The following is a 13,958-nucleotide window of genomic DNA, read 5'->3' on the forward strand; positions in this document are numbered from 1 at the left end:
GACATTCATGTGACGTGTAAGGACATACTGTGAAAATTATAAAAGTGCTGACGATGGTTATCATCTTCGCTGTCGTGATCTTCGGTTACCGTTGGTACAGCTACGTGACCAACACCGAGAGCCCATACAACGAAGTCGGTATCGAGCTGAACAGCCGCATGCCGGGCCCGATCAACAAATGGGGTTGCGACAAGCTGCATCAGACATTCGGCAATGTTCTGCCACCTTACGGCTGCCAGTCGGCTGATGGAACACAGTGGCTCTGAGGCTTTCAACCCGAATCAAAAAAAGGCGCCGGTTGAACGGCGCCTTTTTTAGTGGCGGCGGAGTGATCAGCCGATCATGGCGTTGTCATCACGCTTGACGGCGATGAGGGCAGAGCGCGGCAGCTTGCCTTCGCCATCCGGGAAGGGCGCGTCGGGATGCTGGATGCCGACAAAGTGGGTGCGCTTGTCCGCAGACCATGTTTGGCCTGTGACTTCGGAACCCTTCGGCGCCGTCAGGAACCGCTCGATGCGACCGGTGACGGGGTCGCCTGCCAGCATCTGGTTGTTGCCCTGTCCGGCATATTGGCCGTCATTGCTGTCTTCGCCATCGGTCTGGATCCAGAGCAGACCGGTCGAGTCGAACATCATGCCATCGGGCGAGTTGAACATGTTGCCAGCGTTGATGTTGGAGGAGCCCGCATAAGCGTCCTTGTGAACATCGGGGTTGCCAGCCATGCAGAACAGGTCCCATTTGAACTTGCCATCCGCATGGTCGTCATTGTCAGGATACCAGCGCACGATCTGGCCGTACTCGTTCTTTTCGCGCGGGTTTGCGGCGTTGAGAACCATGGCATCGCCGCCACCATTGGCGCGCAGCTTGCCGTCTTTCGTGACACCGCGATTGGTGTTGTTGGTCAGCGCGCAATAGGCTTCGATGGCAACGGGGTTGATGGCCACCCATTCCGGGCGGTCCATGGTGGTGGCACCCATCTTGGACGCGGCCTGACGCGTGAAGACGCAGATCTCGTCCATTTTCATGCCGGTGGATTCAGGTGTCAGCGCCACCCACTCGCCATTGCCGTCATCATTGAACCTGGCAACGTGAAGCGTGCCTTCGTCCAAAAGCTTGGATGTATCGCCGCCCGGCACATAGATGCCGTTGGAGATATACTTGTAGAGAAACTCTCCACGTTCATCATCGCCCATATAAACGACGACACGGCCGTCGCGCGCGATGACGACGGCGGCATTTTCATGCTTGATGCGGCCAAGGGCTGTACGCTTGATGGGTGTCGAGGAGGCATTGGACGGATCGATTTCCACGACGTAACCGGCACGGCGCGGCTCGCTGGGGTGCTTGGACACATCGAAACGCTCGTCGAACAGCTCATAACCGTAACGGGTTTCGGCAGCGATTCCGTAGCGCTTGTAATCGTCCGGCATCTTGAAGGCGGCATCCGTGGAGCCGAAATAGCCGTTGAAGTTTTCCTCGCAGGTTAGATAAGTGCCCCACGGCGTGCGGCCCGCGCCGCAATTGTTGAAGGTGCCGAGACAGTCGATACCGTTTGGATCGGCTTTGGTCTTGACCAGTTCGGAACCCGCAGCGGGACCGGACAGCTTCATCGCTGTGTTGTGATGGATGCGGCGATTAAACGGGCTGCCGACGACGATCTGCCAGCCATCATCACCTTCCGCCACTTCCATGACGGTCACGCCCTGCATGTGCTGGAGGATTTTCACTTCGTCCAGATTGGCGGGCATGCCCTTTTCGCGATGCGGCAGGTTGGTCTCGTTGTTCACATATTCATGGTTGACGGCAATCAGCTGATGGCTGCCGACCACGAAGAGCTCCATGCCATCGGTGTTTTCACCGAAAACCTTGTCCGAGTTTTCAAGGTTGACACCCTTGACCGGATCGATATCCGGCACATTGGGAAACAGCGGCTGGCCCCATTTGGCAACCGGCTTCCAGCTATAACCTTCCGGCACATGAATGGTGTTATCGGTCGTGGCAGCCACGGGCTTGAACGGAAAACGCGATGCCGCTTCCTGTGCCTGCGCGGATGTGGAGGAGGCCAGATTGCCGAACGTGCCCAGAGCGGCCGCAGCAGAGCCAAACGCCAGAACGCTGCCGAGAAAACCGCGACGCGAAATCGCCGATTCGACCACGCGGTCGAAATCGGTCACGGCTGGGGGCGGGTTCTGAAGCTCGTCCCACTCATCCCAGCTCAGTTTGCTCGTGTCGATCTTTGTCATGGCGCTCTCCATCGGCTCGCAGTTTGGAACACTTCCAGAGAGGGCAACTAAAGAGGGTTTATTACAGCGATATGACGGATAGATTTCGTAAAAACAATCATGAATTGTATTTCGATGTTGCGTCGGTTTCCTCTTGGACATTCATTTCAAGATCAGGGAGACGCGTCATTTCGTTATGCCGCTGTTTTTGTTAGGCAGTGACGATACCGATTCTGTTCAAGGCATGCGCAATCGTGACGACGTCCATCAAGCTGAAAATTCTTCCCGATATCTATGCCATAGCGCGATTGGAGCCGAATGCAGCGCTGCCTGATTGGGCAGACGGGCCGGGCTTCGTCAGCATCAGCCGCACGGATGACGAATTGTCGATCGTCTGTAAGGAGGCAAGGATACCGGATGGTCTCCGCAAGGATGGCGGATGGTCATGCTTCAAGCTGCTCGGTCCCTTCGAATTCGGAGAAACGGGCATCGTGCTCTCCGTCATCCGGCCTCTTTCGGAAAACGGCATCGGCATTTTCTTGGTTTCGACCTTCGACGGCGATCATCTTCTCGTCAAGGCGACGGATTTGGAGAAAGCATGCCTGCTGCTGGCGGGGGCGGGACACGTCGTCATTGGATCGTGAATATGGACCGATGGTTGATCCTGACACCTGGTAGCATCGTTCAGCGCCGGATTGACGCCTATAGCAGGCGTGACATTGATGACGTCATGCAGTGGTAATGAAGAGGGTGATCTGCCGAGGATGGTGCTTCATGTGGCGCAGCTCACCACATGAAGCGTAACCGTCAGACTGCAATCGGCTTGATTACAGCCGCGTCCAGGTCTGCGACTTGCACAGCACTTTCAGCACGCAGCCTTTCATGGCAAGCGAACTGCCGGAAACGGTGCCGGTGCCCGCATAGGTCTTGTCATTTTCGGGGTCGGTGATCTCGCCGGAATAGCTGTTGCCTTTTCCACTCATCTTGCCGATCTGCTTTCCGGCGTGTTTGCCGGTCTTCAAAGTCACGCAATAAGCTGAGCCGCACTGGGTAATCGCCGCTGTCTCGCCACTGGCCGTTTTCCAGTTGCCCTCGATGGCCTCTGCGGCAAAGGCGCTGCTACCCATCAAAAAGGCGGCGGCGGCAAGTATCGTCATTCTCTTCATAGGGACCTCCCAATCCAGCTTCGACTGGACCTCGAAAACGATCCAAGGTCCGGTACTCGCAACTCCTGATGCGATAACGGGATTTATAGTTGACGTGAACGTAAAAGGAAATATGGGCGCTTGTGAAATTCGCCGCTTTTCGCCCGCTTGCGGCTCGAAAAAAACGTGTCGAAAAATCGCAAGTTTCGACGTGGTTACGAAAGGGTTGAATTTCATCTGTAAATTTTTCGTAAAATTGTCTGCAAAGTCCTTAATTTCCGGGCCTCGTGATATTTAACAAAAACCCAACTTTACCAATCGTTTGGACTTTGTTTGTCCCCCGTTAATCATGGATTTTAAGCGCCTGTTGAAGCCCGTTTGGCATAGTGGGGACATCGAAAGAGCAGGGCAAACCTGCCAAGGGAAAGAGCCAGAACAAGCCGCAGAAGACGGTAAGGCCTCATTCCCCAGAGCTCCCACAGAGGGGCGACGACAGAGAGAACAAACGGGCAAACAGGATAGAAAAAATGGCACGCTTTGAAGTTCGCGATATTGAAATGGCAGTTGCCGGTGGCCAAAGCCGCGCGGACGTCTTCTGCAACCTCGGGCTGATCTACGCGACAGGCCGTGGCTGCGCACCGGACCTCATCGCTGCCCACAAGTGGCTCAACATCGCCGCCATCAAGGGGTCGGAACGGGCAGCCTCGCTGCGCGCCGATCTGGCCCGCAACATGAACAAGGCAGACCTCGCAACGGCGCTCCGCGCCGCCCGCGACTGGATGACCACGCACTAACAATCGAGCACCGGACCAACCGGCGCCAACAAAAAGACAGAGCGGTCAAAAGACCGCCATTTCCCCCGGCTTGTTTCCTCCAGTCCTGGCCGGCCAGAAAAAGACGACATAACCCGCAAGGGCCTCAGCTTGATCCACGCTGAAACATCAAACCGTGACCGGCAGAAACAAGGCCGGCACGGTTTTTTATTTGGGTGATGTGATCTCAAAGCTTGGGGCGAGATATAGGGCTCAGATATTTTGGATCTGGTGCTTCCCTATCCGAAGGCATTGCTGTTCGAGCACGGAGGGATCAACCCAGCCTTTCCAGCACCTTCGGCAACGCCTGCGCAAACAGATCCAGCGTTTCATTCGGCGCAGCGCTCACACGGATGCAGCGGTTGAGGGGTTCGACGCCGGGCATGCGGACGAAAACGCCGTGTTCCATCAGGCCATCGACGACGGATTTGGCGTAAGCTGCATCCTTGTGGCAATCGATGGCGACGAAGTTTGTGGCGGAAGGAAGCGGCGACAGGCCGTTCTGGCGGGCGATGGTCGAGATGCGTTCGCGGGCGTTGGCGATGCGCTTGACGACATCGCGCAGGTAAGCCTGATCTTTCAGCGCCGCCAATGCTGCCGCGACCGATATGCGGGGCATGCCGAAGTGGTTGCGGATCTTATCGAAGGCCTGGGCATTGCCTAGCGTACCGATGGCATAGCCGACACGTGCGCCGGCCAGGCCGTAGGCCTTGGAGAAGGTGCGCATGCGCAGCACATTGGGCATGCCGATCATGGCGCGAACGCTGGGAACGGCACTTTCCGGGGCTGTCTCGCAATAGGCTTCGTCCAGCACCAGCAGGCAGGTTTCCGGCAGCGCCTTGGCGAATGTCAGCACTTCACTCGCATCCCACCAGCTTCCCATCGGGTTATCGGGGTTGGCGAAATAAACCAGCGGCGCGTTTTCCTTTTTGACGAGATCGAGCAAGCCGTCCAGGTTTTCGTGATCGTCCAGATAGGGCGTCGTCACCAGACGTCCGCCGTAACCGTTCACATGATAATTGAAGGTCGGATAACCGCCAAAGGATGTGACGACCGGCGTTCCCGGTTCGACCACCAGCCGGACGATTTCGCCCAAAAGGCCGTCCACGCCATTGCCGATGGCGATATTTCCGCGGGAAATGCCGTGATAAATGGCAAGCGCTTCCCGCAGCTCGAAATTTTCGGGGTCTGAATACATCCATGTTTCGGTTGCCGCCTTGCGCATGGCGTCGACGACCGATGGTGCCGGGCCGAAGCCGCTTTCATTGGCCCCGATGCGCGCTGTGACGGCAAGCTTGCGGTTGCGCTCTATCGCCTCCGGGCCGACGAAGGGGACGGAGGAGGGCAGCGACGCGGCGAGCGAGGTGAAGCGTGAAAATGCGGACATTTCAGGAAGTTCCGTTATCCGTTGCAAGAAACGGCTTCACCATAGAATCAAAATTGGCCCGCGCAAGGCGGGCCATCGGAAATGCTTTGGTTGTGAAAAGGTTTTTCTCAAGCCTGATCGGCGCTCAGAGCGCCGTCTCGAAACTCAACCTGCGGACATGGTGGAGGAATTCGGCATCAATCAGCATGTTGAAGCCAACCGTGACCTGCTCGCCTTCGCGCCGGATGAGCGTGCAGCCGATCTCGTCCCTGATACCGAGAACTTCGAGATAGAAATTTGTCGGCAGCTCCAGATGCGGGTTCACCTCGATATCTGCGCCATAGAGCGAAATCTTGCGGATAAGGCAGCGCATGGTGTTTCCGCTGCTGAGATGGTGACCGATGAACGTGATCTTGCCGGGACGATCGACGGCGAATTTCTCATACATTTCGTCCTGAGGGACAGCATCGTTAACATTGATATTCACGTTAAGCGCCATGACAACCTCCCCGATTGTCTTTTGGGTTGAACACAATCCTACGCCTGCTTCCTTGCCAAACACTGAACAGAACCCATCGATTTTTCTCGTTCCTGGCCTGTTTTGCCACAGCATTCCGGGTTGCGACGACAAACTCCGATCCAGAAACGTGTTTAGCGGCAGAAGGTTGCGCCGGGCTGGGCTGGCGGGGAAGGGCCGGCGTCCATCTGCCAATCCGGTTGACGTGCTGCGCTCCACGCTTTAGGCCTTGAAGCCTATTCTTGGGACTGATGGAGCAGCATATGGCAGGCACACTCGTCATCGTCGGTGCGGGGCAGGCCGGCTTTGCCCTTGCCGCCAAATTGCGGGCGCTGAAGGACGAGCGGCCGATCGTCATCATCGGTTCCGAAGATGTTCCGCCGTACCAGAGACCGCCGCTTTCGAAGAAATACCTGATGGGCGAGATGAGTTTCGACCGTTTGCAATTCCGCCCGGTCGAATGGTTTGCCGAAAACAATGTCGAGCTGCGCCTGTCCACCTGGGTGGAAGAGATAGACCGTCAAGCCAAAACCGTGCGCATGCAGGATGGCAGCACGCTCGTGTACGACAAGCTGGCGCTGGCGACAGGCGCTGCCCCGCGGCTCTTGCCCGCCGGTGTTGGCGGAGATCTGGACGGCGTGTTGACGGTGCGCGACAAGCGTGACGCCGACAGGCTGATGGATGACATGCAGCCCGGTCGCCGGTTGCTGGTCATCGGCGGCGGATATATCGGGCTGGAGGCTGCGGCCGTTGCCCGAAAACTCGGCCTTGAGGTCACGCTGATCGAAATGGCTGACCGTATTCTCCAGCGCGTGGCCGCTCCGGAAACAGCTGATATCATCCGCGATATTCACGTGTCCCACGGCGTCTCTATCCGCGAAAAAACCGGCCTGACCAGGTTGATCGGCACCGACGGGCATGTCAGCGCTGCCGAGCTCTCGGATGGCTCGGTGCTGGATGTGGATTTCGTGATTGCGGGCATCGGCGTCACGCCCAACGATCGGCTGGCACGCGAATCCGGCCTCGATGTCGGTAACGGCGTTCTGGTCGACCAATTCACCCGCACCTCCGACCCTGATATTCACGCCATGGGAGACTGCGCGTTGCTGCCTTTGAATGGTGCTGATGTGCGGCTCGAATCGGTCCAGAATGCCGTCGATCAGGCCGAGGCCGCAGCCATTATTCTGGCGGGTGAGGAGAAGCCTTATCAGCCAAAGCCGTGGTTCTGGTCGGATCAGTATGACGTGAAGCTGCAAATCGCCGGTTTCAACCAGGGTTATGACGAGACACTGGTGCGGCCTAGCCAGCGTGAGGGCAGCCATTCGGTCTGGTATTTCAAGCAGGGCCGATTCGTTGCCGTCGATGCGATCAACGACGCTAAGGCCTATGTCAGCGGCAAGAAATTGCTCGATATCGGCAAAGAGCCCAGCCGCGCTGTTCTGACCGACCACACCGCCGACCTAAAACTGCTGCTCGCTTAAGGACTGCTCCATGCCCGTGCCGGAAAATCGTTTCAAGACAGCTATCCACCAGGGACGACAGCAGATCGGTCTGTGGCTGGATATGGGGGAGGCGATCACGGCCGAAATCGCCGGAACGGCCGGTTTCGACTGGCTGGTGATCGACGGCGAGCACGGCCCCAACGATTTGCGCAGCATTATCGACCAGTTGCGCGCTCTTTCTACATCTCCAGCGGAGCCTGTGGTGCGCGTGCCCACCGGTGAAAGCTGGATCATCAAGCAGTTTCTGGATGCCGGTGCACGGACGCTGCTTGTGCCGATGGTCGATTCGGCACGTCAAGCGGAAGCACTGGTGTCAGCCATGCATTATCCGCCACGCGGCATCCGTGGCATGGGTGCCGCGGTTGCACGGGCATCGGCCTTCAATACGATTGAGAATTACGCTGAAACCGCTGCGGAGGGATTGTGCCTTCTGGTGCAGGTCGAGACCCGCGCCGCCATTGCCGATCTCGACAACATTTTGAAGGTGGACGGCATCGACGGAATCTTCATCGGTCCTGCCGATCTCGCCGCCGACATGGGCTTTCTGGGCCGAATAGACGAGCCTGAGGTGCAGGACACCATCGAATCGGCGATCAGGAAGATCGTCGGTGCAGGCAAGGCGGCCGGCATTCTGACGTTCAATGAAGCATTCAATAAGCGCTATATCGAACTCGGCGCGTCCTTCGTGGCAGTGGGCGCTGATGTGACGGAGTTTTCGAGCGCGTTGAAATCGCTGGCGAACCGTTACAAGGGCGGTGCATCCCACAAGCCCTCCAGCTACTAAACCGCTGGTCAATCATCATTGCTGGCGTTCAGCTTTTCCGGCGGAATGCCCTTCTGCCTGGATGTGGTGAGCCCGTCGCGTAGCAGTCGGTCTTTCAGAATCCGTTCGATGGCCGCATCGCGCTGCAAACCATTGTCGCGCGCAAATAGTGCAAGGGCTGATTCCAGGTCTTCGTTAAAGTTCATTCCGTCCTCCATATAACAAAAAAGGCAAGGAGCGGGACACTCCTTGCCTCAAATCTGATGGGCTGAAAGCTTAGCGCCAGCGATAGATGCTGCTACTCTTCTGTTCCTGCGCCGCTGTTGCAACGAAATAGCCGACTGCAAAGCCAAGCGCGCCGACTACTGTCAGCAGCGATGTAGCTGTGCCTGGATTTTCCTTCACGGCTTCAACCACGTTCTGGCCCTGTGCCTTGACGGTCTGTGCAGCTGACTGTGCAACGCGCTGTACGCGACCGCGTGCTTCATCGACGAATTCCGAAGCATCTTCGGAAAGCACGCCTGCGCGGGCCGATACGGATTTGGAGAGCGAAGAAATCTGCGAACGCAGTTCTGCAATCTGATTCTCGACTGTGTCTTCCACAACGTTCAATTTTGTCTGAGCCATTTGAGATCACCTCTTGCTGTTGGTCGAGGTGGTAACGCAGTATCCGCACGAATGTTCCGCGCTGATGCAATATCGATGATTTTTGAAATTGGGCTGAAATGGCGGAGAGGATGTCCGCCATTTATGTGTCCAATACCGTCAACAACTGTCAATGTACACAGAAATAACTATCTGAAATATAACGCCTTATTGTCATTTTCTGTAAATGAGAGTAATCAATCGTAATCGCGAAACAACGCCTTTGGGTGGGGTCAGCGGTGGGGTCGTTCACTTTGGCGGAGGCATCAGCAGCGGAAATGGCAAAACAAACCGAAGTACTCACGGCAAGAACAGTTGCCGGAAATTTATTGCCAGGACGCTATGCGGATGGAAGCAATCTATATTTGATCGTCTCCAAAACCGGCGCGAAAAGCTGGCAGTTCTTCTACAAGAAAGACGGAAAACGCACAGAGATGGGGTTGGGCAGTGCAGCACAGGTTTCTCTCAAATCTGCGAGGCAACTGGCGTCAGATGCTCGTGAGCTTCTTGGTAGAGGCTTGGATCCTATCGAACAACGGCGGTCGGCGGCGGCGGCTGTAGAGGCCGAGAAAGCAGAGGCGAAAGCTGAATCTGAGAAAGACACATTCGGCGTGTTCGCTCTTAAACTTTTGCACGGTTTTGTTGATACCGACGCCAAGGGTAAATCCGTGCGGATGCCAGGTTGGGCTGACGGTTTCCGGAACGAAAAACATATCGCGCAATGGGAAACGACGCTCACTGATTATTGTGTACCGATCTGGAAACTGAAACTTGACGAAATCGAAGTTGAGGACGTTTTGGGGTGTCTTCAGCCGATTTGGCTAACAAAGAACGAAACTGCATCTCGTTTGAGAGGCCGCATCGAGAAAGTTTTAGCCGCAGCAACAGTGCGCAAGATGCGACGCGGTCCCAATCCAGCGACGTGGCAGGGCAATCTAAAAGAGCTTTTACCAAGACGAACCAAGCTGCAACGTGGACATCATCCGGCGTTGCCGTGGGCTGACATTTCGCTGTTTTGGAAGAAACTCGAAGCACTGGACAGTGTCTCCGCATCCGCTCTAGCTTTTACAATCTTGACAGCTGCTCGCTCGGGCGAAAGCCGCAATGCGAAATGGTCAGAGATAGACCGTGTCGCACGCACATGGACTGTTCCAGCGGTCCGAATGAAGGCGGGAAAAGAACACGTGGTGCCACTGTCTGACCCAGCGCTGGCTATTCTCGACAGGATGCTCAAAGAGCGCGTAACCGATATGTCTGACGAATTTGTGTTTCCATCGGTCAGAAACCGGACTGCCCTTTCTGACATGGCGCTGTCCATGTGCTTGCGTGGCATTCAAGATGGCGTGACGGTCCACGGCTTTCGTTCGACTTTCCGGGATTGGGCTGGGGATGCCACCCCATATGCGCGCGAGCTCGTTGAACAGGCCTTGGCTCACATAGTTGGAGGTGTCGAAGGTGCTTACCGTCGTGGAACCGCACTAGAAAAACGCAGGGCGCTGATGCGAGATTGGGCAAACTTCGTGGTGGCAGCGCCCGCATGTAATGTCGTACCGATTGCAGAGCGGGCAACTGCATGAGTCACTAGCCTTAGGAAGCCTACCTGTCATCTACGTAGGCTTTTTGGGTTTTCCATGTAAGAGATGGAATTTTATTTCAGTCATCTTATCATGCTTTATCACTAGCTATCATACGGACTCCTCTTAACGGCGTTACATCCATACAATTGAAATGATTATCTTATTTGAGGGAATAACGGTTTCCGATAATGCCTACTGATGTCGGAGGGCGTAAATTACTGCCAACCCATAGGAGTTGGCCATGCTGGAAAATCAACGTTTCTACACATTGCAACAATTGACAAAAATTACCGGTTTCACGCGCCAGCATTTCTACAATGAAAGTGCGCGAGGGAAACTCACGCTTCGAAAGGCGGGAGGGCGTACCGTTGTGTTGAGCGAAGACCTCGACGCTTGGGTTCAGACATTCGAAAAAGTCGAGCCCAGCCATGCGGCCTAAAGGCGAAGCCGCCGGGTTGCGACCTGCGCGAATTCGCCGGGCTCAACGCCGCCTAATAAACACAACTCCCAACGGGTGACGCGGCTTACGCGCTGCCTGACAGGCAAAGAAAAACCCCGCCCGACCGGCAAGTCACAAGCGAGGTTTTCCAAGAAAGTATGCAAGATGCATAACACGTTTTCAGCGAGCGAGCAATCCGTCAAGCAAGATTTCTTGGCGGCGATGCGGAGCGCGGGTGTTGATATCGACACCACGTCAAAGGGTGGGCCGCACCCCATAGCAGACGGACGGATGCACCGCGCCGATGCGTTGGGGAAGAAGCAGAAGCGCAATTCCCATGTCTTCTACATCCTCCATATGGACAACATCCCGGCGGGTGCCTTTGGTGACCTTCAAGCCGGTATCGAAGATACGTGGTGCGCGAAGAAGCCGACCACGATGACGGCGGAAGAAAAGCGCGACCTCAAAGACAAGATGAAGAAGGCGGCTGCAGCCAAGGCCGAGGCCACAGCCAAGATGCACGCCCACGCCGCTGACCAGGCAACGGCGGTGCTTAAGGCCACCGGCAAAGCTCCGGCGGACCATCCATATCTGGCGAAGAAGGGTTTGCCGGTGTTTCCCGGCTTGCGGATCGTCAAACAGAATACAAAATACACCGTGTTTGATGAGGAAGAGGCGAAGCAGGCAAGGGCCGGTAACCTGGCGGTCCCCATCTTCTCCCCCACGGGGGACATCGCCGGTGTTCAGTTCATTGGCCCGGATGGGCGGAAACTCTTCTTAAAAGGGATGCGCAAAGAAGGCAATTATCACAGCATCGGCAAGCCTTCAGACGACCCCAACGGGGTCATCATCATTGCCGAAGGTTACGCCACCGCCGCGCGAATCCATGAGGCAACCGGCTACCTCGTTATATCTGCGTTTGATGCTGGCAACCTGATGCCGGTCGGCAAAGCGATCCGGAAAAAGTATCCGAAGGCGCGTATCGTCTTTGCCGCTGATAACGACAGAATGACGATGACCCCCATCGAAAATCCGGGGGTCACCAAAGCCCGTGAAGCCGCCGATGCGGTGTCCGGTCGGGTGTCCATTCCACAGTTTGAAGATGGGGACATCACTCGGACTGATTTCGATGACTTAGGCCAGCAATTTGGCTTGGATGCCGTCATGGATACGATTGAAGAGACGATAAACCCGAAGCCAGACAACGCGGAGAAACAGCCTAAAGTCGAGGTTGATGCATCGCCCGACCAGTCTTTAAACGGGGGAGCGCCCGTTGCGCTCGGCCACGACGACGGCACATTTTTCTATTGGGTGCCAGCACGGGGGCAAATTGCCACCTTGAGCGCCTCCGGTCACACGACCACAGCGCTGGTCGGATTGGCCCCCCTCCATTACTGGGAATTCGAATTTCCGGGCCGAAACAAGGGTGGCGTGGATTGGGCAGCGGCTGCGAGTTCATTGATGCGTGAATGCGAACGGCGTGGGGTTTTTGATCCGTCTAGGCAGGTTGGACGGGGAGTGCTTATCGATAAAAACCGCGTAGTCGCCCACCTTGGGGACAGGCTGCTTGTAGACGGCATCGAAAATGATCTCGCGCTGCCCAAAAGTAGCTGGCTCTACACACGCCGCTCGCAAATTGACTTGGGAAAAGCGTCCGCCTTGTCAGACGACGAGGGAAGAGCACTTTGTGACCTCTTGACCCGGCTGCCTTGGGCGGCCCCTGATATGGGAAAGCTTCTCGCCGGGGCGATAGCTGTTGCGCCGATTTGCGGGGCATTGAAGTGGCGGTCCCACGTCTGGATTAATGGCGAGCGCGGCTCCGGAAAGTCGTGGGTTATGGAAAGCGTCGTGGGTCGGATCCTAGATGGTTTGTCTGTGGTGGTGCAGGGCGAGACAACCGAGGCCGGTGTGCGGCAGGCGTTGCACACGGATATCCTTCCGGTCGTGTTTGATGAAATTGAAGGCAAGGGGACCGAGGATGATCGTCGTAGGGTATCGAAGGTTTTAGCGCTCGCACGTCAGGCGTCATCTGCGAACGGAGCCGCAATTGTAAAGGGCACCGTTGGCGGTAACGCTAGGTCCTTCCGGGTCCGTTCGTCTTTTATTTTCGCGTCGATTGAAAAATCAGGCACACACGCCGCCGACGAAAGCCGCATCGTTACACTAAACCTAACACATCCTGGACCGTTCGAGACGCCGGAGGGGAAATTCGCGCGCACCCACGCGTTTGAGCGCCTCCGCGATGACACCGCAAATCTCTTGGCTGAAAACTTCGGTTCCAGGTTGTTTCTCCGGTCGCTCGCGCTCACGAAAACGATCAACGCCAATGCAGAAACATTTGCTTCCGCGATTGCCAAATTGACCGGTTCACGTCGCCTCGGTGACACGCTTGCACAGCCATTGGCGGGATGGATGTCACTGCAAACGAGCCGCGTGATAACCCCGGAATTGGCCGCCGAAAAGCTAAAATCATGGACGTGGCTTGGCGGAGCTTTGGAGCGTGGAGCCACAGAGGCCGACCACGAGGCAGCCCTCTCCCATCTCTTTCAGTGCAGCTTGCGCCTCGACGGTGGTGTCATGCGCACCATTGACGAACTGCTTTTCGGCGTACTGGAAAGCAGTCAAACCGCCCTCGATGGTCGATGGGAAGAAGCGCTGAACCGCAACGGGATCCGCCTTCACAAACCAGACGGTGCGGACGACCGCACGCTTCTGATCGTAGCTAGCCGCCATCCAACTCTTGACGAATTTTTTCGTGGTCAGCCGTTTACGTTGAAGACGTTGGGCCAAATTCCAGGGGCGAAACGGTCAAAAAATCCCATCCGCTTTTTAGGCGGCGCGAAGCTCTGGGCGCTCGAAATCGACATTTCGGCACGGGGTGGGTCAGAAAAGCGGGTCAAAACCGACGAGATGGGTCAATTCTTCAATAGCCTTTGACCCACCCTAAGCCACTGATTCAAAAAGGTAATA

Annotated in this window: 14 protein-coding genes; 8 read left to right on the top strand and 6 right to left on the bottom strand. The window is 56.3% G+C overall.

The genetic code is table 11. The annotated features are described in order from the left end of the window. Positions 1–53 precede the first annotated feature (53 nt). The gene (locus RMR21_RS04275) at positions 54–266 is read left to right on the top strand and encodes a hypothetical protein (protein WP_498670070.1); all 213 of its coding nucleotides are present in this window, start codon (positions 54–56) and stop codon (positions 264–266) included. Between the two features lie 66 nt (positions 267–332). On the opposite strand, the gene RMR21_RS04280 is transcribed toward RMR21_RS04275, so the two are convergent. Further along, positions 333–2,243 carry a PhoX family protein gene (locus tag RMR21_RS04280; protein WP_498669479.1) on the bottom strand — a complete coding sequence of 637 codons (1,911 nt, stop codon included), beginning with the start codon at positions 2,241–2,243 and terminating at the stop codon, positions 333–335. Positions 2,244–2,476: 233 nt separating this feature from the next. On the opposite strand from RMR21_RS04280, the gene RMR21_RS04285 reads away from it, so the two are divergent. Next, the gene (locus RMR21_RS04285) at positions 2,477–2,866 is read left to right on the top strand and encodes an ACT domain-containing protein (protein ID WP_498669480.1); all 390 of its coding nucleotides are present in this window, start codon (positions 2,477–2,479) and stop codon (positions 2,864–2,866) included. Positions 2,867–3,049: 183 nt separating this feature from the next. Here RMR21_RS04285 and RMR21_RS04290 read toward each other — a convergent pair whose 3' ends face one another. Beyond that, positions 3,050–3,388, bottom strand: a complete 339-nt coding sequence (locus RMR21_RS04290) for a DUF2147 domain-containing protein (RefSeq protein ID WP_174152514.1) — start codon at positions 3,386–3,388, stop codon at positions 3,050–3,052. 506 nt (positions 3,389–3,894) lie between these two features. Here RMR21_RS04290 and RMR21_RS04295 point away from each other — a divergent pair. Next, entirely contained in the window at positions 3,895–4,161 is a 267-nt protein-coding gene (locus RMR21_RS04295) for an SEL1-like repeat protein (protein WP_174152515.1), read from the top strand. Positions 4,162–4,453: 292 nt separating this feature from the next. Here the strand turns inward: RMR21_RS04295 and RMR21_RS04300 are convergent, their stop codons facing one another. Both RMR21_RS04300 and RMR21_RS04305 read right to left on the bottom strand, forming a co-directional pair. Then, positions 4,454–5,566, bottom strand: coding sequence for a pyridoxal phosphate-dependent aminotransferase (locus tag RMR21_RS04300; protein WP_498669481.1), 1,113 nt, complete (start codon positions 5,564–5,566; stop codon positions 4,454–4,456). A 124-nt stretch (positions 5,567–5,690) separates the two neighbouring features. Further along, complete coding sequence (locus RMR21_RS04305; RefSeq protein ID WP_498669482.1) at positions 5,691–6,044, bottom strand: hypothetical protein; 354 nt, start codon at positions 6,042–6,044, stop codon at positions 5,691–5,693. A 281-nt stretch (positions 6,045–6,325) separates the two neighbouring features. On the opposite strand from RMR21_RS04305, the gene RMR21_RS04310 reads away from it, so the two are divergent. Then, the gene (locus RMR21_RS04310) at positions 6,326–7,543 is read left to right on the top strand and encodes an NAD(P)/FAD-dependent oxidoreductase (RefSeq protein WP_498669483.1); all 1,218 of its coding nucleotides are present in this window, start codon (positions 6,326–6,328) and stop codon (positions 7,541–7,543) included. A gap of 10 nt (positions 7,544–7,553) precedes the next feature. Continuing rightward, entirely contained in the window at positions 7,554–8,348 is a 795-nt protein-coding gene (locus RMR21_RS04315; protein ID WP_498669484.1) for an aldolase/citrate lyase family protein, read from the top strand. Positions 8,349–8,356: 8 nt separating this feature from the next. On the opposite strand, the gene RMR21_RS04320 is transcribed toward RMR21_RS04315, so the two are convergent. Next, positions 8,357–8,533, bottom strand: a complete 177-nt coding sequence (locus RMR21_RS04320; RefSeq protein WP_498669485.1) for a hypothetical protein — start codon at positions 8,531–8,533, stop codon at positions 8,357–8,359. 70 nt (positions 8,534–8,603) lie between these two features. Then, complete coding sequence (locus tag RMR21_RS04325; protein WP_498669486.1) at positions 8,604–8,954, bottom strand: hypothetical protein; 351 nt, start codon at positions 8,952–8,954, stop codon at positions 8,604–8,606. Positions 8,955–9,250: 296 nt separating this feature from the next. Between RMR21_RS04325 and RMR21_RS04330 the strand changes: the two genes are divergently transcribed. The 3 genes from RMR21_RS04330 to RMR21_RS04340 all read left to right on the top strand — a co-directional run bounded on the left by RMR21_RS04330 (position 9,251) and on the right by RMR21_RS04340 (position 13,925). Beyond that, positions 9,251–10,549: a tyrosine-type recombinase/integrase gene (locus tag RMR21_RS04330; RefSeq protein WP_498669487.1), complete on the top strand. Its 1,299-nt coding sequence runs from the start codon at positions 9,251–9,253 to the stop codon at positions 10,547–10,549. Between the two features lie 241 nt (positions 10,550–10,790). Continuing rightward, entirely contained in the window at positions 10,791–10,988 is a 198-nt protein-coding gene (locus tag RMR21_RS04335; RefSeq protein WP_498669488.1) for a helix-turn-helix transcriptional regulator, read from the top strand. A 165-nt stretch (positions 10,989–11,153) separates the two neighbouring features. Then, positions 11,154–13,925 carry a toprim domain-containing protein gene (locus tag RMR21_RS04340; RefSeq protein ID WP_498669489.1) on the top strand — a complete coding sequence of 924 codons (2,772 nt, stop codon included), beginning with the start codon at positions 11,154–11,156 and terminating at the stop codon, positions 13,923–13,925. Positions 13,926–13,958: the final 33 nt, after the last annotated feature.

The organism is Agrobacterium sp. rho-8.1, from assembly GCF_033957725.1.
Lineage (GTDB): Bacteria > Pseudomonadota > Alphaproteobacteria > Rhizobiales > Rhizobiaceae > Agrobacterium.

What these genes read in the sequence shown, in the direction of transcription:
- RMR21_RS04320 (WP_498669485.1), bottom strand. Translation starts at nt 8,533, where the DNA reads ATGAACTTTAACGAAGACCTGGAATCAGCCCTTGCACTATTTGCGCGC.
- RMR21_RS04310 (WP_498669483.1), top strand. Translation starts at nt 6,326, where the DNA reads ATGGCAGGCACACTCGTCATCGTCGGTGCGGGGCAGGCCGGCTTTGCC.
- RMR21_RS04305 (WP_498669482.1), bottom strand. Translation starts at nt 6,044, where the DNA reads ATGGCGCTTAACGTGAATATCAATGTTAACGATGCTGTCCCTCAGGAC.
- RMR21_RS04280 (WP_498669479.1), bottom strand. Translation starts at nt 2,243, where the DNA reads ATGACAAAGATCGACACGAGCAAACTGAGCTGGGATGAGTGGGACGAG.
- RMR21_RS04295 (WP_174152515.1), top strand. Translation starts at nt 3,895, where the DNA reads ATGGCACGCTTTGAAGTTCGCGATATTGAAATGGCAGTTGCCGGTGGC.
- RMR21_RS04275 (WP_498670070.1), top strand. Translation starts at nt 54, where the DNA reads ATGGTTATCATCTTCGCTGTCGTGATCTTCGGTTACCGTTGGTACAGC.
- RMR21_RS04315 (WP_498669484.1), top strand. Translation starts at nt 7,554, where the DNA reads ATGCCCGTGCCGGAAAATCGTTTCAAGACAGCTATCCACCAGGGACGA.
- RMR21_RS04300 (WP_498669481.1), bottom strand. Translation starts at nt 5,566, where the DNA reads ATGTCCGCATTTTCACGCTTCACCTCGCTCGCCGCGTCGCTGCCCTCC.
- RMR21_RS04325 (WP_498669486.1), bottom strand. Translation starts at nt 8,954, where the DNA reads ATGGCTCAGACAAAATTGAACGTTGTGGAAGACACAGTCGAGAATCAG.
- RMR21_RS04335 (WP_498669488.1), top strand. Translation starts at nt 10,791, where the DNA reads ATGCTGGAAAATCAACGTTTCTACACATTGCAACAATTGACAAAAATT.
- RMR21_RS04340 (WP_498669489.1), top strand. Translation starts at nt 11,154, where the DNA reads ATGCATAACACGTTTTCAGCGAGCGAGCAATCCGTCAAGCAAGATTTC.
- RMR21_RS04330 (WP_498669487.1), top strand. Translation starts at nt 9,251, where the DNA reads ATGGCAAAACAAACCGAAGTACTCACGGCAAGAACAGTTGCCGGAAAT.
- RMR21_RS04290 (WP_174152514.1), bottom strand. Translation starts at nt 3,388, where the DNA reads ATGAAGAGAATGACGATACTTGCCGCCGCCGCCTTTTTGATGGGTAGC.